The organism is Streptomyces katrae (assembly GCF_000717655.1).
GTDB classification, from domain to species: Bacteria; Actinomycetota; Actinomycetes; order Streptomycetales; family Streptomycetaceae; genus Streptomyces; species Streptomyces katrae_B.
The window spans coordinates 25696-48651 of record NZ_JNZY01000013.1 but is presented as its reverse complement, the minus strand read 5'-3'; the positions used below and the strand labels follow the sequence as shown (position 1 = coordinate 48651).

The 22956-nt window shown below is 70.5% G+C and carries 15 protein-coding genes; 10 read left to right on the top strand and 5 right to left on the bottom strand.

All coding sequences use genetic code 11. The annotated features are described in order from the left end of the window. The first annotated feature begins 77 nt into the window (after positions 1 to 77). The 4 genes from IF09_RS0118130 to IF09_RS0118115 all read left to right on the top strand — a co-directional run bounded on the left by IF09_RS0118130 (position 78) and on the right by IF09_RS0118115 (position 4184). Complete coding sequence (locus IF09_RS0118130; protein WP_078613324.1) at positions 78 to 1217, top strand: 5-(carboxyamino)imidazole ribonucleotide synthase; 1140 nt, start codon at positions 78 to 80, stop codon at positions 1215 to 1217. Next, positions 1214 to 1750, top strand: a complete 537-nt coding sequence (purE, locus tag IF09_RS0118125; protein WP_030296924.1) for a 5-(carboxyamino)imidazole ribonucleotide mutase — start codon at positions 1214 to 1216, stop codon at positions 1748 to 1750. The genes IF09_RS0118130 and purE overlap by 4 nt, the downstream gene beginning before the upstream one ends. Further along, positions 1747 to 2943: a dipeptidase gene (locus IF09_RS0118120; protein WP_234321052.1), complete on the top strand. Its 1197-nt coding sequence runs from the start codon at positions 1747 to 1749 to the stop codon at positions 2941 to 2943. Before purE ends, IF09_RS0118120 begins: the two co-directional genes overlap by 4 nt. A 137-nt stretch (positions 2944 to 3080) precedes the next feature. Continuing rightward, positions 3081 to 4184 (top strand): dipeptidase, encoded by a 1104-nt coding sequence (locus IF09_RS0118115; protein WP_030296921.1) that lies wholly within the window; start codon positions 3081 to 3083, stop codon positions 4182 to 4184. Positions 4185 to 4191: 7 nt separating this feature from the next. Here IF09_RS0118115 and IF09_RS0118110 read toward each other — a convergent pair whose 3' ends face one another. After that, positions 4192 to 5535, bottom strand: coding sequence for a UDP-glucose dehydrogenase family protein (locus IF09_RS0118110; RefSeq protein WP_030296920.1), 1344 nt, complete (start codon positions 5533 to 5535; stop codon positions 4192 to 4194). A 227-nt stretch (positions 5536 to 5762) separates the two neighbouring features. On the opposite strand from IF09_RS0118110, the gene IF09_RS0118105 reads away from it, so the two are divergent. From IF09_RS0118105 to IF09_RS0118090, 4 genes are all read left to right on the top strand, one after another. Next, positions 5763 to 6920 carry an acyl-CoA dehydrogenase family protein gene (locus IF09_RS0118105; RefSeq protein ID WP_030296918.1) on the top strand — a complete coding sequence of 386 codons (1158 nt, stop codon included), beginning with the start codon at positions 5763 to 5765 and terminating at the stop codon, positions 6918 to 6920. A 268-nt stretch (positions 6921 to 7188) separates the two neighbouring features. Beyond that, complete coding sequence (locus IF09_RS0118100) at positions 7189 to 11976, top strand: DUF6531 domain-containing protein (protein WP_051832615.1); 4788 nt, start codon at positions 7189 to 7191, stop codon at positions 11974 to 11976. Positions 11977 to 12006: 30 nt separating this feature from the next. Beyond that, positions 12007 to 13101, top strand: a complete 1095-nt coding sequence (locus IF09_RS0118095) for a hypothetical protein (protein ID WP_030296914.1) — start codon at positions 12007 to 12009, stop codon at positions 13099 to 13101. A 144-nt stretch (positions 13102 to 13245) separates the two neighbouring features. Then, positions 13246 to 14328, top strand: coding sequence for a nucleotidyltransferase family protein (locus IF09_RS0118090; RefSeq protein ID WP_030296913.1), 1083 nt, complete (start codon positions 13246 to 13248; stop codon positions 14326 to 14328). 57 nt (positions 14329 to 14385) lie between these two features. Here IF09_RS0118090 and IF09_RS0118085 read toward each other — a convergent pair whose 3' ends face one another. Next, the gene (locus IF09_RS0118085) at positions 14386 to 15738 is read right to left on the bottom strand and encodes an LCP family protein (protein ID WP_030296911.1); all 1353 of its coding nucleotides are present in this window, start codon (positions 15736 to 15738) and stop codon (positions 14386 to 14388) included. Positions 15739 to 15844: 106 nt separating this feature from the next. Between IF09_RS0118085 and IF09_RS0118080 the strand changes: the two genes are divergently transcribed. Next, positions 15845 to 16396 carry an acyl-CoA thioesterase gene (locus IF09_RS0118080; protein ID WP_030296909.1) on the top strand — a complete coding sequence of 184 codons (552 nt, stop codon included), beginning with the start codon at positions 15845 to 15847 and terminating at the stop codon, positions 16394 to 16396. An 18-nt stretch (positions 16397 to 16414) separates the two neighbouring features. Here the strand turns inward: IF09_RS0118080 and IF09_RS0118075 are convergent, their stop codons facing one another. Further along, positions 16415 to 17968 (bottom strand): LCP family protein, encoded by a 1554-nt coding sequence (locus tag IF09_RS0118075; RefSeq protein WP_078613323.1) that lies wholly within the window; start codon positions 17966 to 17968, stop codon positions 16415 to 16417. Between the two features lie 175 nt (positions 17969 to 18143). Between IF09_RS0118075 and IF09_RS0118070 the strand changes: the two genes are divergently transcribed. After that, on the top strand, positions 18144 to 19172 hold the full coding sequence (locus IF09_RS0118070) for a glycosyltransferase family 2 protein (RefSeq protein WP_030296906.1): 1029 nt from the start codon (positions 18144 to 18146) through the stop codon (positions 19170 to 19172). Positions 19173 to 19251: 79 nt separating this feature from the next. Here IF09_RS0118070 and IF09_RS0118065 read toward each other — a convergent pair whose 3' ends face one another. Beyond that, positions 19252 to 20862, bottom strand: a complete 1611-nt coding sequence (locus tag IF09_RS0118065) for an LCP family protein (RefSeq protein WP_030296904.1) — start codon at positions 20860 to 20862, stop codon at positions 19252 to 19254. Between the two features lie 143 nt (positions 20863 to 21005). Further along, a complete protein-coding gene (locus IF09_RS0118060; protein WP_030296900.1) occupies positions 21006 to 22742 on the bottom strand; it encodes an LCP family protein in 1737 nt (578 codons plus the stop codon). Between the last annotated feature and the right edge of the window lie 214 nt (positions 22743 to 22956).

The window sequence follows — 22956 nt, the reverse complement described above, 5'->3', positions numbered from 1 at the left end:
CGCGCGACGACGGGCGCCGATCAGTACGGGCCAGGCCCGTGTCCGGATGGCGGAATACCGGCGGATACTCTGGAGGGGTGACGTTCCCGGTAGTCGGCATGGTCGGCGGCGGACAGCTCGCCCGCATGACCCACGAGGCGGGCATCCCCCTCGGCATCAGATTCAAGCTCCTCAGTGACACCCCACAGGACTCGGCGGCCCAGGTCGTGAGCGATGTCGTCATCGGCGACTATCGCGACCTGGAGACGTTGCGCGCCTTCGCGCGCGGCTGCGATGTGATCACTTTCGACCACGAGCACGTGCCCATCGCACACCTGCGGGCCCTGGAAGCGGACGGCATCCCCGTCCGCCCGGGGCCCGACGCGTTGATGCACGCCGCGGACAAGGGGGTGATGCGCGCCAAGCTCGACGAGATCGGCGCCCCGAGCCCCCGCCACCGGATCGTGAGCGATCCGGCGGACGCGGCGGCCTTCGCCCAGGAGGTGGGCGGCTTCCCGGTCATCCTCAAGACCGTGCGCGGCGGATACGACGGCAAGGGCGTCTGGTTCGTCCGGACCCCCGAGGACGCGGAGGCCCCCTTCAAGGCGGGCGTCCCGGTCCTGGCGGAGGAGAAGGTCGACTTCGTCCGCGAGCTCGCGGCGAACATCGTCCGCTCCCCGCACGGGCAGGCCGTGGCCTACCCCGTCGTCGAGTCCGTCCAGGTGGACGGCGTCTGCGACACGGTGATCGCGCCCGCCCCGAACCTGTCCGAGGCCCTGTCGGGCGAGGCCCAGGCCCTCGCCCTGCGCATCGCCGAGGAGCTCGGCGTCACCGGCCACCTGGCCGTGGAGCTGTTCGAGACCGCCGACGGCCGGATCCTCGTCAACGAGCTGGCGATGCGCCCGCACAACAGCGGCCACTGGACCCAGGACGGTGCGATCACCTCCCAGTTCGCCAACCACGTCCGCGCGGTCCTGGACCTCCCCCTGGGCGACCCCCGCCCCCGGGCCCGCTGGACGGTCATGGCGAACGTGCTCGGCGGTGACTACCCCGACATGTACGCGGCGTACCTGCACTGCATGGCCCACGACCCGCAGCTCAAGATCCACATGTACGGCAAGGACGTGAAACACGGCCGCAAGGTCGGCCACGTCAACACCTACGGCGACGACCTGGACGATGTGCTGGAACGCGCACGCCACGCAGCCGGCTACCTCAGGGGAACGATCACCTCATGAGCACCTCCACCGCAGGTCCCCTCATCGGCATCGTCATGGGCTCGGACTCCGACTGGCCCGTCATGGAGGCCGCCGCCCAGGCCCTGGACGAGTTCGAGATCCCCTACGAGGTCGACGTCGTCTCCGCGCACCGGATGCCGCGCGAGATGGTCGCGTACGGGGAGCAGGCCGCCGGGCGCGGCCTGAAGGCGATCATCGCCGGCGCCGGCGGGGCCGCCCACCTGCCCGGCATGCTCGCCTCGGTGACCCCGCTGCCCGTCATCGGCGTCCCGGTGCCGCTGAAGTACCTCGACGGCATGGACTCCCTGCTGTCGATCGTCCAGATGCCCGCAGGGGTTCCCGTCGCCACCGTCTCCGTCGCCGGGGCGCGCAACGCCGGGCTGCTGGCCGTACGGATGCTGGCCGCCCACGACCCCGAGCTGCTCGGCAGGATGAAGGAATTCCAGCAGGAGCTCAACGACCAGGCCACCGAGAAGGGCAAGCGGCTGCGGACGAAGGTCGCGGGCGCGGAGTCCTTCGGGTTCGGCAAGTGAGCGCGGCGCACACGTCCGTGGCGGCGGACCGCCTCGCCGAGGCCCGCGAGCTGCTCGCCGCACATCCGGTGGTCGACGGGCACAACGACCTGCCCTGGGCCCTGCGCGAGCAGGTCCGCTACGACCTGGCGCAGCGCGACATCGCCGGCGACCAGCGCGGCCTGCTGCACACCGACATCCCGCGGCTGCGCGCCGGCGGCGTCGGCGCGCAGTTCTGGTCGGTCTACGTCCGCTCCGACTTCGCCGGCGACGAGGCGGTCAGCGCCACCCTGGAGCAGATCGACGCCGTCGCCCAGCTGATCGACCGTTACCCGGCGGACCTGGTGCGGGCGCTGACGGCGGACGACATGGAGGCGGCCCGCGCCGACGGCCGGATCGCCTCGCTGATGGGCGCCGAGGGCGGCCACTCCATCAACAACTCGCTCGCCACGCTGCGCGCCCTGCACCAGCTGGGCGTGCGGTACATGACGCTCACGCACAACGACACGATCGACTGGGCGGACTCGGCGACCGACGAGCCGCGCCACGGCGGCCTGAGCGACTTCGGCCGCGAGGTCGTCCGCGAGATGAACCGCATCGGCATGCTCGTCGACCTCTCGCACGTCGCCGCGACGACGATGCGCGACGCGCTCGCCGTCTCGGCCGCGCCGGTGATCTTCTCGCACTCGTCCTCGCTGGCGATGTGCGACCACCCGCGCAACATCCCGGACGACGTGCTGGCGCAGCTGCCGGCCAACGGCGGTGTCGCGATGGCCACGTTCGTACCGAAGTTCATCCTCCCGGCAGCGGTCGAGTGGACCCTGGCCGCGGACGAGAACCTGCGGGCGCACGGCTTCCACCACCTGGACACCTCGCCCGGGGCGATGGCCCTGCACCGCGCCTTCGAGGCGGAGCGGCCGCGCCCGGTGGCCACGGCCGCCACGGTGGCCGACCACCTCGACCACATGCGCGAGGTGGCCGGCGTCGACCACATCGGCATCGGCGGCGACTACGACGGCACGGCCTTCACCCCGGCCGGACTGGACGACGTGGCCGGCTACCCGAACCTGATCGCGGAGCTGCTCACGCGCGGCTGGTCGCACGCCGACCTGGCCAAGCTGACCTGGTCCAACGCCGTACGGGCGCTGCGCGACGCCGAAGCGGTGGCGCGCGAGCTCTCGGCGTCCCGCGGCCCCTCCAACGCGATCCTGTAGCCGCGGCCCGGCGGCTGTGGCGAGGGGTGTGACCTGCGGGTTACACCCGAACGCCACATCCGCCGGGCGATCCGGCCGTCCGGCGTGTCACCGTGGCAGCATCCCTCCCTGCTGCCGCCGAGACCGGAGCGAACGCCATGGCCGACCTGCAGGATGAACAGAACGCCGCGTACACCGCACACACCGCATACGACGCTGATACGCCCCCCGCGGGCTCCGGCTCCCCCGGAGCCGAGGACCTGCCCGCCGCGGTACCGGGCAGCGCCCTGGAGCGGGCCGTCGCGCTGCTGTCCGTGCATCCCGTCGCCGACGGGCACAACACGCTGGTCCGGACGCTGCGCCAGAGCCCGTACCACGACATCGACACCCCGGACTCGGGCGTCGACACCGACATCCCGCGGCTGCGCGCCGGCGGGGTCGGCGCCCAGTTCTGGTCGATGCTGCTGCCGCGCGAGGCCGGGGACGCCGACCAGGTGGTGTCCGAGACCCTGGAACAGATCGACGTGGCGCTCGCCCTGACGCGCCGTTACCCGGACGGCCTGTGCCTTGCGCTGACCGCGGACGACATGGCCGATGCCCGCAACCGGGGCCGGATCGCCTCGTTCCTGGGCCCCGTGCCCGGCCGTACGCTGACCGACTCGCTGGGCGCCCTGCGCGCGTTCCACGCCCTGGGCGTACGGGCCCTCGCGCCCGCGGGAGCGCCCTGGGCCCACCACGGCCTGACGCCGTTCGGCCACGAGGTGGTCCGGGAGATGAACCGGCTGGCGATGCTGGTGGACCTGACCGGCTGTACGCCGGAGGTGGCCTGCCAGCTCGCGGGGGCGTCCAAGGCCCCGGTGATCGTCTCGCACACCGCGGCGGCCGCGCTGAACCCGCATCCGGGGAACGTGACCGACGAGGTGCTGCTGGCCCTGCGGGCGGCGAACGGTCTGGCGATGGTCACCTTCGACGCCGAGCAGACCGGGGACTCGCTCCACGCGGTCGCCGACCACGTGGAACACGTACGGGCCGTCGCGGGCCCGCACTGCGTGGGCCTCGGCGCCACCTTCGGCTCCGAGCAGGCCACCCCACGGCCGACCGGCCTGACCGACCCCTCGGGCTATCCGCGGCTGATCGCGGAACTGCTCGAACGGGGCTGGCCGGAGACCGACCTGGCCCTGCTGACCTGGGAAAACACCCAGCGGGTGCTGCGCGACGCGGAATTCACGGCCCGCGCCGCCCAGCACCGCAGACCGGCGTAGACAGCCCTTAGGCCCGCGGACGGCCCATCGCGCGGTACGTCCAGCCGGCCGCGCGCCAGCGGTCGGTGTCGAGGGCGTTGCGGCCGTCGAGGATCAGCCGGTCGGTGACGACCTCGCCCAGCTCCACCGGGTCGAGGTCGCGGAACTCGCGCCACTCGGTCAGGTGCAGGACGACCTCCGCGCCGCGGGCCGCCTCCAGCGCCGAGTCCGCGTACCCGAGCGTCGGGAAGACGCGGCGGGCGTTGTCCATGCCCTTCGGGTCGTAGACGGTGACCTGGCCGCCCTGGAGGTGGATCTGCCCGGCCACGTTCAGCGCGGGGGAGTCGCGGACGTCGTCCGAGTCCGGCTTGAAGGTGGCGCCGAGCACGGCGACGCGCTTGCCGAGGAAGGACCCGCCGACGGCCTCGCGGGCCAGCTCGACCATGTGGCCGCGCCGGCGCATGTTGATGGAGTCGACCTCGCGCAGGAAGGTCAGCGCCTGGTCCGCGCCGAGCTCGCCGGCGCGCGCCATGAACGCCCGGATGTCCTTGGGCAGGCAGCCGCCGCCGAAGCCGATGCCGGCGCGCAGGAACTTCGCGCCGATCCGCTCGTCGTAGCCGATGGCCTCGGCCAGCTTGACCACGTCGCCGCCGGCGGCCTCGCAGACCTCCGCCATCGCGTTGATGAAGGAGATCTTCGTGGCGAGGAAGGAGTTCGCGGCGGTCTTCACGAGCTCGGCCGTCGGGAAATCGGTCACCACCAGCGGGGTGCCCTCCGACATCGGCGTCTCGTACACCTCGCGCAACAGCTTCTCGCCGCGCTCGCCCTGGACGCCGATCACGATCCGGTCGGGGTGCAGGGTGTCCTGCACGGCGAAGCCCTCCCGCAGGAACTCCGGGTTCCACGCCAGCTCGGCCTCGCCGCCCGCCGGGGCCAGCTCGGCCAGCTTCACGGCGAGCCGCTCGGCCGAACCCACCGGCACGGTGGACTTGCCGACGACCAGCACCGGCCGGGTCAGGTGCGGGGCCAGCGACTGCATCGCGGAGTCGACGTACGACATGTCGCACGCGTACTCGCCGTGCTTCTGAGGGGTGTTCACGCAGATGAAGTGGACGTCGCCGAAGGCGCCGACCTCCTCCCAGGACTGCGTGAAGCGCAGCCGCCCGGTGGAACCCGGCAGGCCCGCGACGTGCCGGGCGAGGAGTTCCTCGAGCCCGGGCTCGTACATCGGCACCCGGCCCGCGGACAGCATCTCGATCTTCTCCGGCACCACGTCCAGCCCGAGCACCTCGAAGCCCAGCTCCGCCATCGCCGCGGCATGGGTCGCGCCGAGGTAGCCGGTGCCGATCACAGTGATCCTGAGGGGGGCCATGGGTGCTCCAGAGGTGCGGGGCCGTTTGCGGCCACTGAGCATAGTCGGGCCGGTCCGAGGGGACGTTCCCCAGGAGACCCGGCTGTCACGCAGCTCACGTACCTCGTACATATCGCTGCCACGACGCCGGACACTAAGATTTGGGTTACTTAACGGTAGTTAGCATCACGCAGCGCACATGCGCCGCACGCGCATCGCACGCGCATCACACTTGGGGAGTGAGAGTCTTGGCGGGTTCTGCCGACTTCGACCTGTACCGCCCGGCCGAGGAGCACGACATGCTCCGCGAGTCCGTCCGCTCGCTCGCCGAAGCGAAGATCCTGCCGTTCGCAGCCGCGGTCGACGAGGAAGCACGCTTCCCGCAGGAGGCCCACGACGCGCTCGTCGCCAACGACCTGCACGCCGTCCACGTCCCGGAGACCTACGGCGGCGCCGGCGCGGACGCCCTCGCCACCGTGATCGTGATCGAGGAGGTGGCCCGCGTCTGCGCCTCCTCCTCCCTGATCCCGGCGGTGAACAAGCTCGGTTCGCTCCCGGTGATCCTCTCCGGCTCCGAGGACCTGAAGAAGAAGTACCTCGGCCCGCTGGCCAAGGGCGACGGCATGTTCTCGTACTGCCTCTCCGAGCCCGACGCCGGCTCCGACGCCGCCGGCATGAAGACCCGCGCCGTGCGCGACGGGGACTTCTGGGTCCTCAACGGCGTCAAGCGCTGGATCACCAACGCGGGCGTCTCCGAGTACTACACGGTCATGGCCGTGACGGACCCGGAGAAGCGCTCGAAGGGCATCAGCGCCTTCGTCGTCGAAAAGTCCGACGAGGGCGTCTCCTTCGGCGCCCCGGAGAAGAAGCTCGGCATCAAGGGCTCCCCGACCCGCGAGGTCTACCTCGACAACGTGCGGATCCCCGCCGACCGCATGATCGGCGCCGAGGGCACCGGCTTCGCCACCGCGATGAAGACCCTCGACCACACCCGCATCACCATCGCCGCCCAGGCGCTCGGCATCGCCCAGGGCGCCCTGGACTACGCCAAGGGCTACGTCCGGGAGCGCAAGCAGTTCGGCAAGCCGATCGGCGACTTCCAGGGCGTGCAGTTCATGCTCGCGGACATGGCCATGAAGGTCTCCGCCGCCCGCGCGCTGACCTACCAGGCGGCCGCCGCCTCGGAGCGCGGCGACGCCGACCTCACCTACCTCGGCGCCGCGGCCAAGTGCTTCGCCTCCGACATCGCGATGGAGGTCACCACGGACGCCGTCCAGCTCCTCGGCGGCTACGGCTACACCCGCGACTACCCGGTCGAGCGCATGATGCGCGACGCGAAGATCACCCAGATTTATGAAGGCACGAACCAGGTCCAGCGGATCGTCATGGCGAGGAACCTTCCGTAGCAAGGTTTTCGCGGTCAGGCGCTTTCGCCGCCTCTCCGTGATGACACTTCCGCAAGAAGCCCCGGCCGATCGGCAGGGGCTTCTTGCGTTGCTTGACCGTCCCGGCGGGCAGGGCGGTTCGGGATCCCGCCCCGCTCGGGACGCCTTCCCGCCGCAGGCCGGTACAGGACGGCCCCCTGAGCAGACCGTGATCATCGGATTATCCGTCAGGTTGGTTACGTGGTAGGACTGTTCGATTGATGTTCTGGTTCAACCACGGGGGTGGGGGATGTCTGTCACGCTGCCTGACTGGGCCGACACGCTGCTGGACTTGATCGGTGTGGCTTGGCCGAATGTCGACGAGGACGCCTACCGGGAGATGGCCGACTCGCTCCGCGAGTTCGCGGATGACCTCCTGGACGACGGCCAGCTGGCCAACAACCATGTCGAGCGCCTGCTGTCGGCCAGCAAAGGCGAGTCGATCGAGGCGCTGAACGAGCACTGGAACAAGGTCAAGGGAAAGCACTTCAAGGACATCGCAGGTGCGGCCCGCACCATCGCCGGGGCGATGGACCTGGCCGCCGGTGCGGTCGTCGGCATGAAGACCGCCGCCTTGGTACAGCTCGGGTACCTCGCCTCCGAAGCGGGTATCGCACTCTCCCTCATTCCGGTCACCGGCGGTCTGTCGATGCTGATCGGCGCAGGGGCCATGCGCGCAACCCAAGAGGTCATCAAACGCCTCATCAAGGAGTGTGTCGAGGAAGCCGTCGGCTACATCGTCTCGGCGATGACCGAACCGGCCGTCGCGGCCCTGGAGGGCATGGCCGCCGACCTCGTCGTCCAGCTCGGCTCGATGGCCCTCGGCTTCCAGGACGGCGTCGACCTCGACCAGACGAAGAAAGCGGGCAAGGACGGTTTCAACGACGGCGTCCAGTCCGGCAAGGAGTCCCTCCACCTCGCCTCCGCAGGCGGCAGCGGTTCCGGAAACGGTGGAGGGACCGGCCTGGTCGACCTCCACATCGAGCACTCCGAGCACGCCCGTGCCGGCACCAACCTCAACCACGTCAGCACCAACATCCACGGCAAGACCACCGCGAAACTGACCAAGGCCAAGCACCACCACGGCCGCACCAGGGGCCGCGACTCCATCGCCCAGGCCATCGACCCGGTCGCAGACAAGGCCATGGCAGCCCTCACCAAGGCCACCAAGGCCATGGGCGACCACGTCGGCACCACCCTGCCCAAAGCCGTCAAACAGATTTCCACCGACCACAAGAAGAACGACCAGGCCCTCCATGACGACTTCAACCGCCTGAAGGGCAAGGGCGGCCACGGCGGCAAGGGGCCGGGGGGAAAGGATCCGGCCGGCTACGGCAAGGGTGAGGACTCGGCCCGCACCAAGCCGAACTCGGCTCAGGAAGCCAAGGACGCCCCTCGCAGCAACGCCATTTCCCTCGACAAGACCGTCTGCAAAAACGATCCCGTCGACGTGGCCACCGGCAAGATGCTGCTCCCGCAGACGGACCTGACCCTGCCCGGTGTACTGCCCGTGGCACTTCGCCGTACGCACGTGTCCACCTACCGGTACGGACACTGGTTCGGCCGCAGTTGGGCCTCCACTCTCGACGAACGGATCGAAGTCGACCCGGTCGGCTTCGGTGCCGTCTGGGTCCGGGAGGACGGCTCACTGCTGGTCTACCCGCGGCTTCCCCGTCCGGATGGGGAGCAGGTGATGCCGCTGGAAGGTGATCGCCTGCCTCTTGTCCACGACGGCGAAGACGAGGGCGAGAGCCGGTACACGGTCTTCGACGCGGCCGGCGGGGTCACTCGAACGTTCACCGGCAGCCCCTACCGGGACTCTCCCGCCCACTGGCTGGCCGAAGTCTGCGATCGCAACGACAACCGCATCCGTTTCAACCGCCGTTCCGACGGAGCGCCCCTCTCGGTCGTCCACTCCGGTGGATACACGGTCAGAGTCACGGCCGACACCTCCCGCGTCACAGCGATCGCCCTCGAAGGACCGGAGGGCGCGGAAACGGTCCTCCGCTACGGCTACGACGCGGCCGGTGACCTTACGTCACTGACCGGTTCGGAGAGTCTCGACGCTCCCCCCATGCGGTTCACCTACGACGCCGACAGTCGCGTCACCTCGTGGACCGACCGGAACCTGTCCACGTTCCGGTACGTCTACGACGCGGACGGCCGTGTCGTCAGCACCGTGGGCCCCGACGGCATCCTCTCCTCGCACTTCACCTACGACGTACACCCTCAGACAGGGCACCGGGTCACCTGCTACACCGACTCCACCGGCGCCACCACGGTCCTCCACCTCAACGACCGGCTCCAGGTCGTTTCCGAGACCGATCCGCTCGGCCATACGACCCAGCTGACCTGGGACGCATACGACCGCCCCCTGAGCCGTATCGATCCGCTCGGTCAGACCACCGAGCTGACCTGGGACGAAGCGGGCAATCTCACCGCCGTCCGACTCCCGGACGGTTCGGTCTCCACGGCGCGCTACAACGCGCTGAACCTGCCGGTCGAGGTCACGGCCCCGGACGGCACCGTATGGGAGCAGTACTTCGACGAACTCGGCAACTGCACCGGCACCCGCGGGCCCGACCACGCTCTCACCCGGTTCACCCACGACCGCACCGGTGCGGTCGCGTCGTTCACGGATGCTCTCGGCTCCACTACGCACATCCGCGCCAACCGCGCGGGACTTCCCGTGGAGATCACCAGTTCCGACGGGGGTGTCACCACGGTGGAGCGCGACCACCGGGGCCGCCCCACCCGCATCGCCGATCCCGCGGGCAGTGCGCAGCACTTCACCTGGGATGCGGACGACCGGCTGCTGCACCGCGTCACCGCCGACGGCAGCCGTGAGTCCTGGCGCTGGGATCCTGAGGGCAACTGCCTCGCCCATACCGATGCCCATGGTGGTGTCTCGGCCACCGAGTACGGCCATTTCGACAAGCCACTTGCCCGTATCGCGGCAGACGGCGCCCGCCACGAGCTGCGCTACGACACCGAACTGCGTCTGGCCCAGGTGACCAACCCGCTCGGGCAAAAGTGGAGTTACACCTACGACAGCGCGGGACGGCTCGTGGCCGAGGACGACTTCGACGGCCGCCGGACTCGCTACGCCTACGATCAGGCGGGCCGTCTGACCTGCCGTACGAGCCCTCAAGGGGTGTCGGTCGCGTACACGTGGGACTCCATGGACCGGCTGACCTCCCGGCAGGTCGAAGGACACCTCGTCCGCTACACCTACGACCGGGCAGGCGAGCTCGTCTCCGCCCGGTCGGCGGCCTCCGCCGTCGTCATGGAACGCGACGTCATGGGACGGCTGATCTCCGAAACCGTCGACGGTCGAACCAGCCGCTACGGCTACGACCTGCTGGGCCGCCGCGTCTCCCGCACCACACCCTCGGGTGCCGTCAGCCACACCACCTACGGCGAAGCGGGTGACCGCCTCTCACTCACGACCGACGGACACACGATCGCCTTCACCCACGATGTGCTCGGCCGGGAACTGACTCGCACGTGGGGATCGCAGTCGGCTCCCGTCTCCCTGCATACGGCGTGGGACAGCCGTAGTCGGCCCGTGAGCCAGTCCGTGACCAGGGGCGGCACCGCCTCACCCGTCCGGAACTACGCGTATCGCGCCGACGGGTATCCGGTGCGGATCACGGAGTCGGTGGCCGGGGCCAGGTGGGACAAGCAGATCTCACTCGACCCCGTGGGGCGTCCGCTCAGCATCGAAGCACCCGGCTGGACGGAGACGTACGCGTACGACGGCGCGGGCAACCAGACGCAGGCCGACTGGCCGAGAGCAGCCGGCCACGGCGAGGCCCGCGGGTCCCGCACCTACGCCGGAACCCGTGTGACATCCGCAGGCGCCGTCACCTACGAACACGACGCGGCGGGCCGCGTGGTCATGCGACGGGTCACGAGACTCTCCCGCAAGCCCGACATATGGCGCTACACCTACGACGCCGAAGACCATCTGGTCTCGTGCACCACCCCGGACGGCGCCGTGTGGCAATACTCCTACGACCCACTGGGACGGCGTACCGCCAAACACCGCATGTCCCCCGACGGCCTGACGGTCACCGAGACCGTCCGGTTCACATGGGACGGATCTCTGCTGGTCGAGCAGTCCGACTCCGCCACCCGGACCGTGCTCACCTGGGAGTACGAGGGCCACCGCCCGCTGAGCCAGTACGAGCGCCGGGAACTGGACGACGCAGAGGTCGACAGCCGCTTCTTCGCCATCATCACCGACCTGGTCGGTGCGCCGACCGAGCTGGTGGCCGAGTCCGGCGAGACGGCCTGGCGGGCCCGTTCGGCCTGCTGGGGCACGACCGGCTGGGGCAAGGACGCAACCGCGTACACCCCGCTGCGCTTTCCCGGCCAGTACGCCGATCCCGAGACCGGTCTGCACTACAACTACTTCCGCCACTACGACCCGGACACCGCCCGCTACACCAGCCCCGACCCGCTCGGCCTGTCACCAGCGCCCAACCCCTCGACGTACGTCCTCAACCCATGGGTGTGGAGCGACCCATTGGGTCTGGCACCCAAGCGCTGCCAGATGGACGCATACGATTGGGACGGGAGCATCCGCTACGGCCGTCTCGACCACCTCGGACGCCCTACCGGCGTCCACGCCTGCCTTCGCCCCGAAATCCTGGACGCGAAGAAGGGGACGGCCGCCGGCAAGCTCAAGCCCCCGGGCTGGCGTGGCAACGGAACGGACTTCAACGAGGCGCGCGGCCATCTGCTGGCCGATCGGCTCGGCGGAGCCGGGACCGGAACGAAGGCCTATCACAACCTGGTCACCCAGACGCAGGACCCCACGAACTCACCGGACCAGCGGGACCAGGTAGAACAGGTGATCTTCGACGCGGTCAAGAAGGGTAATGGTGAAGTCATCCAGTACAGCATCGTGCCCGTCTACGCGGGAGCCAACCCCATCCCCATCCGTCTGGACTTCACAGCTTTCGGAAACAAGGGCTTCACCTTCACCCACAGCCTCGAGAATCCTGCGTCCGGCGTCAGGACCGGCGTGTAGCACTCGCCCCGAACAGCAAGTGAGGACCACATGACCCGCACCACCCCGCCCCGCCCGGTCGATGCCGAGGGCCTGTTCCCCGCACTCGCCGACCACCGCCGCACCAGCACCCGCCTGCACCCGCGCCACGGCTCCCCGAAGGCGGACGACAGTTCGGTGGCCGGCCCGTTCCTGTGGCCCGCGGACGAGCCGTGGCCCGTGTGCACCGTGGTCCACCCCAAGGGCTGGGGCCACCGGCTGTCAGACGTGCGCCTCCGGCGGCGGATCCTCGACGAGGCCTGGCACCGGGATCCCGGAACTGGTCCCACCGACGCCGAACGTGCGGTCCTGGACACCCTTGTGCCGGGACCGCACGCCCCCCGGATCGACGACGCGGACCCGATTCCGCTGCTCGCCGCCGCGCAGCTCTTCGCACGCGACATCCCCGACCTCACCGGACCTGAGGGCTGTGACCTCCTCCAGGTCCTCTGGTGCCCCTTCGAAGTGCACGGGCCCGGCCGGACCATCGACGTCGTGCTGAAGTGGCGGCGCTCCCAAGACGTGAGCGAGGCCCTCGCCGTGATCCCGGAGCCCGTGGTGGTGGGCAGGGCCGAATGCGTTCCGAACACCTGCGAGCTTCACCCCGAACAAGTGGTGGAGCACGAGTACGAAGGCCTGTTGGACGAAGACCTTCAGGAGGCCATCGAAGCGTGGGAGACAGGAGACGACGAAGAGGACGACGCCTTCGACTCCTCGGCCTCGCCCTCCAGCTTCGACACGTACGAGGAGTACGAGGCCGCCATGGCCGCCGCGCGCGCCGGTGAGGACGGGGAGAACGAGGTCACCTACCGAGGTGATCTGTCCATCCCGCCCGGCTGGAAGGTCGGAGGCTTCGCATCGTGGCACCTCACCGACCCGGTGCACATCGGCTGCGAGGTCTGCGGAGCAACCATGCCCCCCTTGCTCACCGTGGCCGGCGGCGAATGGGACGGAGCCTCCGAGAGCTGGATCCCGCTGGAGGACCGGGACTCCGTACCGGACGACCGGATCAGTGACCCGGCAGGCGTCTACCTCGGCCGCGGCCTCATGCGCGTCCACACCTGCCCCGCCACCCCGACGCATCCGCACCGGCTCAGCTTCCAGTAGAACGACCCGGCGGCCTCTCAGGAGGGCGTCAGCGCCTGTCGGAAGGAGGCGGCGAACACAATTGAGCCGCCTCCGGCCTGTGCCGCCTCCCGGATGGGCTAACTTTGGAGACCTTCGGACTCCCGAACCGGGTGGGGAGAAACAATTTTGGAAGCCATCCTGCTGGTCGGGGGGCAGGGGACGCGTCTGCGCCCCGTCACGGTCAACACCCCCAAGCCCATGGTGCGCGCGGCCGGGGTCCCGTTCCTCGCCCACCAGATAGCCAGGGCCGCCGCCGCAGGTGTCACGCACATCGTGATGGCCACCTGCTACCTCGCCGAGGTCTTCGAGCCGTACTTCGGTGACGGCTCCGCCTTCGGCGTCTCGCTCGAGTACGTCGTCGAGGACGAGCCGCTCGGCACCGGCGGAGCCATCCGCAACGCCGCGCAGCGGCTGACCGGCGGACCGGACTCCTCCGTACTCGTCTTCAACGGCGACATCCTCACGGGCCTGGACATCGCCGGGCTCGTCGACTCGCACCGGGCGGCCGCCGCCGACGTCTCCCTGCACCTGGTGCGGGTGGACGACCCGCGGGCCTTCGGCCTGGTCCCCACCGATCCCGAGGGGCGGGTGCTGGCCTTCACCGAGAAGCCGCAGACCCCCGAGGAGATCATCACCGACCAGATCAACGCCGGCTGCTACGTGTTCCGGCGCAGTGTCATCGACTCGATTCCGCAGGGGCGCCCCGTCTCCGTCGAGCGGGAGACGTTCCCCGGGCTGCTCGCCTCCGGCGCGAAGCTGCACGGGGTCACCGAGAACACGTACTGGCTGGACCTCGGCAAGCCCGAGTCCTTCGTCCAGGCCTCGGCCGACCTCGTACGCGGAGTCGTCCCCTCCCCGGCCGTCCCGGGCCCGCGCGGCGAGTCCCTGGTGCTCCCGGGTGCCGAGGTGGCGGCCGGAGCCAAGCTGTCCGGAGGCACCGTAGTGGGCGCCGGAGCCCGTATCGCCGCGGGCGCGGTCGTCGACGGCTCCATCGTGCTCGACGGCGCGGTCATCGGCCCGGACACCCAGGTGCGCGCCAGCCTGATCGGCGTGGGCGCCTCGGTGGGCACGCGCACCGTCCTGGACGGCGCGGTCCTCGGGGACGGGTCCGTCGTCGGATCCGACAACGAACTGCGCGCGGGCGCGCGGGTGTGGTGCGGGGCCGAACTGCCCTCCGCCGCCGTCCGCTTCTCCTCCGACCGCTGAGAACGCATGACATGACGATGCCGCCGGCCTTTCGGTCGGCGGCATCGTCATGTCCGGCTAGTTGGCGGTGACGGTGACCTTCTCGTCGTTCTGGATCTGCTTGACGAGCTGCTGCACCTTCGCCTTGTCCCAGAGCAGGTTGCCGCCGCGCTCGCCCGCGATCGGCATGTTCATCGACACGCCCTCGCCGCCGCTGATGCCCTTCATCGCGAAGAACATGTCGGCCATGTCCCACAGCGACATGTCCTTGTCCACGATCAGCGTGTCCAGGCCCGCGCCCAGCACCGGGTAGAGCTTGAACGGGTTGAGGATCGTGCCCGGCGTGGCCGCCTGGTTGGCCAGCGTCGCCAGGAACTTCTGCTGGTTCTTCGTACGCGCCAGGTCCGACTCGGCGAACGCGTACCGGGTCCGGACGAAGGCGAGGGCCTGCTCGCCGTTGAGCGTCTGCTCGCCGGCCTTGAAGTCGGCGCCCGACTTCTCGTCCTTGAAGCCCTTCTCGATGTTCATGTCGACACCGCCGAGCGCGTCCACGATGTTCGCGAAACCGGCGAAGCCGATCTCCGCGTAGTGGTCGATGCGCAGCCCCGTGTTGTGCTCGACGGTGCGCACCAGCAGCTCCGGGCCGTCCTCCGCGTACGCCGCGTTGAGCTTGGTGTGCCGGCCCTGCGCCGGGAACTTCTTGCCCGACTGGGAGCCGACGAAGGAGGGGATCTCCACGTCGGAGTCGCGGGGCAGCGAGATCATGGTGTTCCCGCTGGAGCAGGCCGCCAGGATCATCATCGAGTCGGTGCGCTTGCCCTCGGCCGAGCCCGTGTGGAGCTTCTTCTTGTCCTCGTCGGACAGACCCTCGCGGCTGTCGGAGCCCACGATCAGGTACGTCGTGCAGTCGCCCTCCTTCGGGCGCTCGATGACCTTGGAGAGGTCGACCTCACGGCGCACCTTGGAGTCGGCCCAGAAGTACGTGCCGATCGTGGTCGCGAGCAGCGCCGTGACCAGCACGATGGAGCCGATCTTGATCCGCTTGCGCCAGTCCGGAGCCGGTCCGGCCGGCCTGCGGCCCGGCCCGCCGGGACCCCCGGGGCCGCCGGGCCCGCTCGGCGCACCCGGGCCCTCCGGACCCGCCGGGCTGGTCTGCGGGCGCCCGTAGACCTGGCCCGTGTTGTAGCCGCTGTCGTAGCCGCCGTACGTGTCGTGGCCCGGGGCCTGCTGCGGGGGTACCCCGTACGCGGGCGGCTGCCCCGGCCGGGCCGGCGGATGCGCCGGTCGCTGCGGTTGCTGCTGCGGCACCGGCCGCTGCTGCCGGCGCTGGACATGCGGCATCCGCCGGGCACCCTCCGGCTGCGCCTGTGCGCTGCCGCGTCCGTACCGGTCGTCGCCGCTGTCGTTGCGCCCCTGGGGCCACTCACTCATGCCGCCTAGGATGCCTGGCCGGACGGGGTGCCCGACAGTCCGGGCGGAGCTTCGTTCCGTTGCTGTTGCAGAGCTGATGCCTGCGCGTCGGCTTTAAGGTGGGCGCATGACAGAGATACCGGGCGCCACGGCTGGCGACCTGCAGGGCAAGCCGATCTCGGCCTCGCGGACCACCCTCAGCCACATCATGACGGCCAATGACACCAACCTCCTCGGCACGGTGCACGGCGGTGTGATCATGAAGCTGGTGGACGACGCGGCCGGCGCCGTCGCCGGGCGCCACTCCGGCGGGCCCGCCGTCACCGCGTCCATGGACGAGATGGCCTTCCTCGCACCGGTCCGCGTCGGCGACCTGGTCCACGTGAAGGCCCAGTGCAACTGGACCGGCCGCTCCTCCATGGAGATCGGCGTACGGGTCCTGGCCGAGCGGTGGAACGAGTCGACCCCCGCCACCCAGGTCGGCAGCGCCTACCTCGTCTTCACCGCCGTGGACGCCGAGGGCAAGCCCCGTACGGTCCCGCCGGTGCTCCCCGAGACCGACCAGGACCGGCGCCGCAACCAGGAGGCCCAGATCCGCCGCACACACCGGCTCGCCCGCCGCCGGGCGATCATGGCGCTGCGCGAGGAGCGCGCGGCCCAGGGCTTCGACACCGACTGAGCCGCCGCCCAGCCGCCGTTACTTCCCGCAGACCACCTGGTCTCCCGTGACCACCCCGAACCGGCCCTGGTAGGGGTCCTCCGGGCGGACGGGCACCACCTTCCGGTAGTCCGCTCCGGCGATCACCAGGACCGTCCGGCCCTGGCCCGCCACCGCCCGCAGTTCACTGCCCGGCAGCGCGGTCGAGACCGTACGGGCCGAGCGGTCCCAGCGCGGGTCGTACGCGATCACCGTGCGCTTGACGTTGCGGCTCGCGCCGCCCACCGGGGCCCGGGTGGTGTCGAAGCCGGTGGCGCGCAGTGCGGAGTCCACCCGCCCGCCCAGCCCGTCGATCCGGGTCCCGTTCTCCACCTGGACCCGGATCTGCTGCGGCGGCACGTCCACCGGCACCGCCGGCTGCCGCTGTGCCCGGCGCCCGGACCGCCCCTGTGCCTGCCCCTGTGCCTGGGCCTGGGCCTGGACCTGCCCAGGCACCGGTCCCGGTGCGGCGGGGGCGGCCAGCGGCCGGTCCTGGCGCAGCGCCTCGAAGAGCTCCGCGGCCTTCGGCTCGTCCCATTTCACCGTCGAGCCGATGCCCTTGACGGGGTACGAGGGGTTCCCGATCGGCACCGAGGCGAACTCCGAGGAGGCCGGGGTGAAATCGCGCAGGGCCTGGCCCAGGGCCAGCATCTGCTCCGATCCGAAGCCCCGGTCGGCCCGGACCGACCCCAGCAGCGTGGAGCTGACCTCCTTGAACTTCACCGGGTTCAGCAGTACTCCGCCGCCGGTCGCCTGCTTGACCAGGGCGGCGACGAACCGCTGCTGGCGCTGCATGCGGCCGAGGTCGGCGGCCCCGTCCACGTGGCGCGAGCGCACGTACTGCAGGGCCTGTCCGCCGCTGAGCCGGTGGGTGCCGGGCAGCAGGTCCAGGCCGGTGTTCTTGTCGTGCAGGGCCTTGGCGGTGCAGATCTCCACGCCGCCCATCGCGTCGACGGTCTTCATGAAGCTGCTGAAGTCGACCTCCAGGTAGTGGTCGATCTTCACCCGGGTCAGGTTCTCGACCGTCCGCACGGTCAGCTGGGGCCCGCCCTCCGCGTACGCCGCGTTGAGCTTCACGGCGTGCGGCCCGTGCTGCTTCCCGCTGGACTCGTCCCGGTGCGCGGGCAGCTCGGCGTAGCTGTCGCGGGGCAGGCTGACGACGCTGGCCCGCTGCCGGTTCGCGGAGAGGTGCACGAGCATCACGGTGTCGGTGCAGTGGCAGGGGGCGCCGCCGAGGCGGTACTCGCGCCTGTCCTGCCGGGTGATCTTGTCCCGGCCGTCGGTGCCGACCAGCAGGAAGTTCAGGCCGTGCCCGGCCTGCGGCCGGTTCTTCATGTCCTTGAACGGGTCCACCCGCTCGATCCCGGTGTCCAGGCCGGTCATCACCGCGTGCCCGATCGCCCCGGAGCCCAGCACCGCCACGGCAAGCCCGGCCGCCAGCCGTACCCCCCACCGCGGCCGGTCCCCCCGGCGCCGGGCCGGACCACCGCCCCGCCGCGCGCGCTGCGGCTGCGGGGGCCGGGCGGGTCGGGTGGGGCGGTGTGGCTGGGGCACGGGGGACACCTCCGCGGGGGCAGCAGGGGCCGACAGGAACGAACCAGACACAGCGGGCAGATCGTCAGAACAGTAGGCCCATACGATCAGCCTCTGTCCCTACCGATCATGCGGCGCGCACCCGTTTCCCCCGTACGCGGTAACGTGACACCGATACCCGACCTTGAAGGACCACATGCCCGCCCAGCAGCCCGCAGTCTCGGTGATCATGCCGGTGCTCAACGAGGAGCGCCATCTGCGTGACTCCGTCCGCCACATCCTCGGACAGGAGTACGCCGGTGAGATGGAGGTGGTGATCGCGCTGGGGCCGTCCAAGGACCGCACCGACGAGATCGCCGCCGAGCTCGTACGCGAGGACCCCCGCGTCGTCACCGTTCCGAACCCCTCCGGCCGCACCCCGGCCGCCCTCAACGCCGCCATCAAGGCCTCGCGCCATCCCGTCGTGGTGCGCGTCGACGGCCACGGCATGCTCTCGCCGAACTACATCGCCACCGCGGTCCGCCTCCTGGAGGAGACCGGTGCGCAGAACGTCGGCGGCATCATGCACGCCGAGGGCGAGAACGCCTGGGAGGACGCCGTCGCCGCCGCGATGACCTCGAAGATCGGCGTCGGCAACGCGGCCTTCCACACCGGGGGCAAGGCCGGCCCGGCCGACACCGTCTACCTGGGCGTCTTCCGCCGCGAGGCGCTGGAGCTGGCAGGCGGGTACAACGAGGAGTTCATCCGCGCCCAGGACTGGGAGCTGAACTTCCGCATCCGCGAGGCCGGCGGGCTCATCTGGTTCTCGCCCGAGCTGAAGGTCCAGTACCGCCCGCGGCCGTCCGTACGGGCGCTCGCCAAGCAGTACAAGGACTACGGGCGCTGGCGGCACGTGGTGGCCCGCTACCACTCGGGCTCGATCAACCTGCGCTACCTCGCCTCGCCGACCGCCCTGTGCGCGATCGCGGCCGGCGTGCTGGCCGGTGCGGTCGTCAGCCCGTGGGGCTTCGTGGTCCCGGCGGGCTACCTCGCGGCGATCACCGTCGGCTCGATCCCGGCCGGCAAGGGCCTGTCCCTGAAGGCGCGGGCGCAGATCCCGGTGGCCATGGCCACCATGCACATGTCCTGGGGCTTCGGCTTCCTGACCAGCCCGCGCTCGCTCGCGGCCAAGGTCATCGCGAGCCGCCGCCCGGCGGTGCGCCGCGACTTCGCCAGCGAGGTCTGAGCAGGCCGCGCACCTCCATGTGAAGGGGCCCGGGGTGCTGTCGGCCGACAGCACCCCGGGCCCCTTTCCCGTGCAGGCGCTACCAGGTGAAGCCCGGCTGGATCGCCATGCACTCCTTGTCGTCGTCGCCGTTGAACGGGCGGGCCGAGTCCGGCGCCTTGGTCGGGGCGGGCGGCGGCGGGGTCGGCGCGTTGCCGGTCCGCCAGTCCTTGCCGACGAACAGGACGATCCCGGTGACGTCGTCGGACTTCTCCAGGGCGCTCGCCGGCAGGCCGAGCGCGGTGGCCACGGCCGCCGCGTCACCCGCCTGGTCCGGGCTCGAGAAGCGGATCACGGTGGTGTCCTCGGCCGCGGTCTGCGTGGTGGACGAGGCCTTGGTGAAGCCCTTGCCTACCAGGAGGGCGGCGACGTCGTCGGCCCGGCCCTTGACCCGGGTCTGGGCGCCGTCCTTGCCGCCGGTCGCGTTGCGCACCGTGACCGGGATCTTCGCCGGGGGTGCGGCCGGGTCGGCGGCCGGCTGGGACGGGGCCGCGGGGGACCCGGAGGCGGCCGGCGCCGACGGATCGGCGGCCGGGTTACCGGACCCCTTGCCGTCGAGTGCGATGTCCTCGCGCACCATCCGGAACAGGCCCTCGGCCTCGACCGGCTTGGGCTCGACCCGGCCCTCCTCGCGGGTGCTGTACACCCACGGCATGGTGGTCATGGTGATCCGCCCGGTGGGGACCTTCTTGAGCTCCGTGCTGAGGTCGTACAGCTTGTCGATCTTGTTGAGGCCGGGGTCCACGACCATGGCCTTGATGGCCGCCTGCGCCAGGCTGTTGAGCTTCACCGGGTTGCTGAGCTTGGCGTTCTTGCGGAATTCGCGGGCCATCGAGTTCATGTACATGTGCTGGGCGTGGGTACGGCCGAGGTCGGTGCCGTCCTCGAAGCCGTAGCGGGTGCGCAGCCACTGCAGGGCCTGCTCGCCCTGGATGGTGTTCGTCCCGACGGGGAGTTTCAGGCCGGAGCCCTTGCCGTCCTTGGTGCGCGACTCCACGTTCTGCTGGACGCAGACCGGGACGCCGCCGATGGCGTCCGCCATCGTCACCACGCCCTTGAAGTCGATCATCATGAAGTGGTCGATCGGGATGTGCGTGAGCTCCTGCCAGGCGGCGACCGTGCAGCCCGGCCCGCCCCGGCTGAGGGACTCGTTGGTCTGGACGAGGCCCCTGCTGGCCTGGTGGACCTTGCCGCCCGGCTCGGTGCACTTCGGCATCATCAGCATCGTGTCGCGCGGCATCGACACGACCGACATGTTGCTGCGGTCCGCCGACAGGTGCAGCAGCATCTGCACGTCCGCGAGGGGCGGGCCGTCGAAGGTGTCCCTGGCCCCGCCGAGGGCCTGGTTGGCCGCGTCGTCACGGGCGTCGGAGCCGATGAGGAGGATGTTCAGCGGGGTCTGCCCGAAGGCGTTGGGCTTGGAGCCGCCCAGCTTGGTCTCGCCGAGGTTCAGTGCGTCCGTCTTGATGCTGCCGTTGAGGTGGCGGTAGTAGAGGTAGCCGCCCGCCGCCGTCGCGAGTATGAGGAGCGACAGTACGGAGGACACCCAGCGCAGCACGCGCCGGCGGCCCCGTCGCTTCGGGCCGCCGCTGCCGGCTCCGGCGCCGGATATGCCACCGTCGGACTGGGCGGGCGCCCCCTCCCCTCGCACACTGCTGTGCCTCACACGTCCCCCTCAAGATTCACTTCGTGTCGTGGTGTGCCGGTCCACCGGCACAGGCCGGCCCCCGGCCGGACAGCCGGTCCGGGCCGTCCGGCCTTCTTGCCCTGCTCGGCCTGTCAGGCCCGCTCGGCCTACTTGGCGCAGACCGCCTTGTCGGCCTCGACCCGCTGAACCTCCTCCGGCGCCTTCTGAGGCGCCGTCAGCGGGACCCCCGCCCCCTTGAAGTCCGCGCCGAGCGTCAGCTTCATCGGGGTCTTGGGCGCGGCGTCCGCCGGGCCCATCTTCAGTGCCGTGGCCGGCAGGCCCATCATGTCGGCCAGCGCCCGGGCCTGGTCGGCCTGGTTGGGCGCGTACTCCAGCTGGGTCGCGTCGACCTTGGCGGGCGCATTGCCGCGGTTGCTGGCCTTGTTCACGCCCTTGCTGTTCTGCAGCCAGGTCAGGGTGCTGGAGGCGGCGCCTCCGGGTCCGCCGCCGTTGTAGACGTCCACCCGTACGTCGCCCGCGGGCGCGCGGTTGCCCTGGAGCAGGGCGTCCGCCTTGCTCTTGGCCTCCGCGTCGGCCGCGTCCTTCGCCGCCTGCTCCTTCTCCTCGACCTCCGTCAGCGAGACGTCGCCCTGGATCATCTTCAGCAGGGGGTCGGCCACGCGCTGGTCGACGATGACGGTCGCCTTCTTGCCCTCGGGCTCGGCAGGGTTGTCGAGCACCGGGAGCGTGGTGAAGGTGATGTTCTTCAGGTCGATGTCCTTCAACTCGCCGGCGAGGTTGGTGAGTTTGTCGATGGACCCTATGCCCGAGTCGACGGTCAGCGACTTGGTGGCCGCCTCCGCGAGGGAGAAGAACTTCTTCGGACTGGTCAGCGTCTCCTTCGACTTCATCTCGCGCATCATCGAGCCCAGGAACTGCTGCTGGGTCTTGATCCGGTCGAGGTCGCCGTGGTTCCCGAACGAGTGCCGGGTCCGTACGAAGGCCAGGGCCTGCTCGCCCTGCAGCCGGTGCTCGCCGGCGTCCAGCTTCAGCTTGGAGTCCTTGTCGTCCACGGGCTTCGCGAGGCAGACCGGAACGCCGCCGACCGCCGTGCTCAGCACCTTCACCGCGTTGAAGTCGACCATCATGAAGTTGTCGACCGTGATCCCGGTGAGCTCCTTCACCGTGCGCATGGTGCAGCCCGGGTCCCGGCCCTCCTGGCCGAGGCTGACGTTGAACCGCGTCCCCTTCTGACCGGGGATGGTCTTCGTCGAACCGTCGGGCTGCTTCGTCGGGCAGGCCGGGATGTTCGTGATCAGGTCGCGCGGGATGGACAGCGCGGTGGCGTTGCTGCGGTCCTTGGCGACGTGGAAGAGGATCGTGGTGTCGGCGTGGCCGACGCTCTCCGCGTCCCCGTAGCCCTGGTTGCCCGCGCCGCTGCGCTTGTCGGTGCCGATGACCAGGATGTTGATGGGCTGGTCCTTCTTGAACCCGCCCGTGCCCGCGTCGCCGACGTCGGTGACGTTGAGGTTGTTGTTCAGGTGGTCGTAGTAGAGGTACGCGCCCACCGAACCGGCGACCAGCAGGAAGGCCAGGGTGCCGCCGGTGACGACCAGGACCTTCTTGCGCCGGCCGCCGCCCCCGCCGCCCTTGCGCGGACGTCCGCCGCGCCGCCCGGGCGGGCCGTCGCCGCGCCGCGGGCCGGGCACCGCCGGGGAGGGGGCCTTGGGGGCTGCCGGCGCTCCGGGGCGGGCGGAGGACGATCTGCGGGGCGCTGCGACCGACGGCTGCTGCTGCGCAGCGGAGCGGTCCAGTTGCAGTTCGTAGTTGCCTGTGCGGGGATTGAGCACCCACTGGTCTGCGGGGTCGATCTCGTTCGCCCGCCCACGGCTTTGCGCATCCACGGTTGCTCGAATCCTCCGTCGGTGCCTCGCGACGCGCCTCCCCCAAGACGCCCGGTCAACGATCCGGCTGCTGGTGCACGGCCTCTTTGCTGGCCGGGGCACCGGATCGCTCACCTTATCCGGCCAGGTCAACTGCAAACCATGGTGGTGACAAATTCCACTCCCCTTATAACGGCCCAAACCCCCCAACCCCTTCTGTACGGGCCCCGCCTTT

Excerpts from the sequence above, each read along its gene's own strand:
- purE (WP_030296924.1), top strand. The coding sequence starts at position 1,214 with ATGAGCACCTCCACCGCAGGTCCCCTCATCGGCATCGTCATGGGCTCG.
- IF09_RS0118115 (WP_030296921.1), top strand. The coding sequence starts at position 3,081 with ATGGCCGACCTGCAGGATGAACAGAACGCCGCGTACACCGCACACACC.
- IF09_RS0118110 (WP_030296920.1), bottom strand. The coding sequence starts at position 5,535 with ATGGCCCCCCTCAGGATCACTGTGATCGGCACCGGCTACCTCGGCGCG.
- IF09_RS0118100 (WP_051832615.1), top strand. The coding sequence starts at position 7,189 with ATGTCTGTCACGCTGCCTGACTGGGCCGACACGCTGCTGGACTTGATC.
- IF09_RS0118095 (WP_030296914.1), top strand. The coding sequence starts at position 12,007 with ATGACCCGCACCACCCCGCCCCGCCCGGTCGATGCCGAGGGCCTGTTC.
- IF09_RS0118085 (WP_030296911.1), bottom strand. The coding sequence starts at position 15,738 with ATGAGTGAGTGGCCCCAGGGGCGCAACGACAGCGGCGACGACCGGTAC.
- IF09_RS0118080 (WP_030296909.1), top strand. The coding sequence starts at position 15,845 with ATGACAGAGATACCGGGCGCCACGGCTGGCGACCTGCAGGGCAAGCCG.
- IF09_RS0118070 (WP_030296906.1), top strand. The coding sequence starts at position 18,144 with ATGCCCGCCCAGCAGCCCGCAGTCTCGGTGATCATGCCGGTGCTCAAC.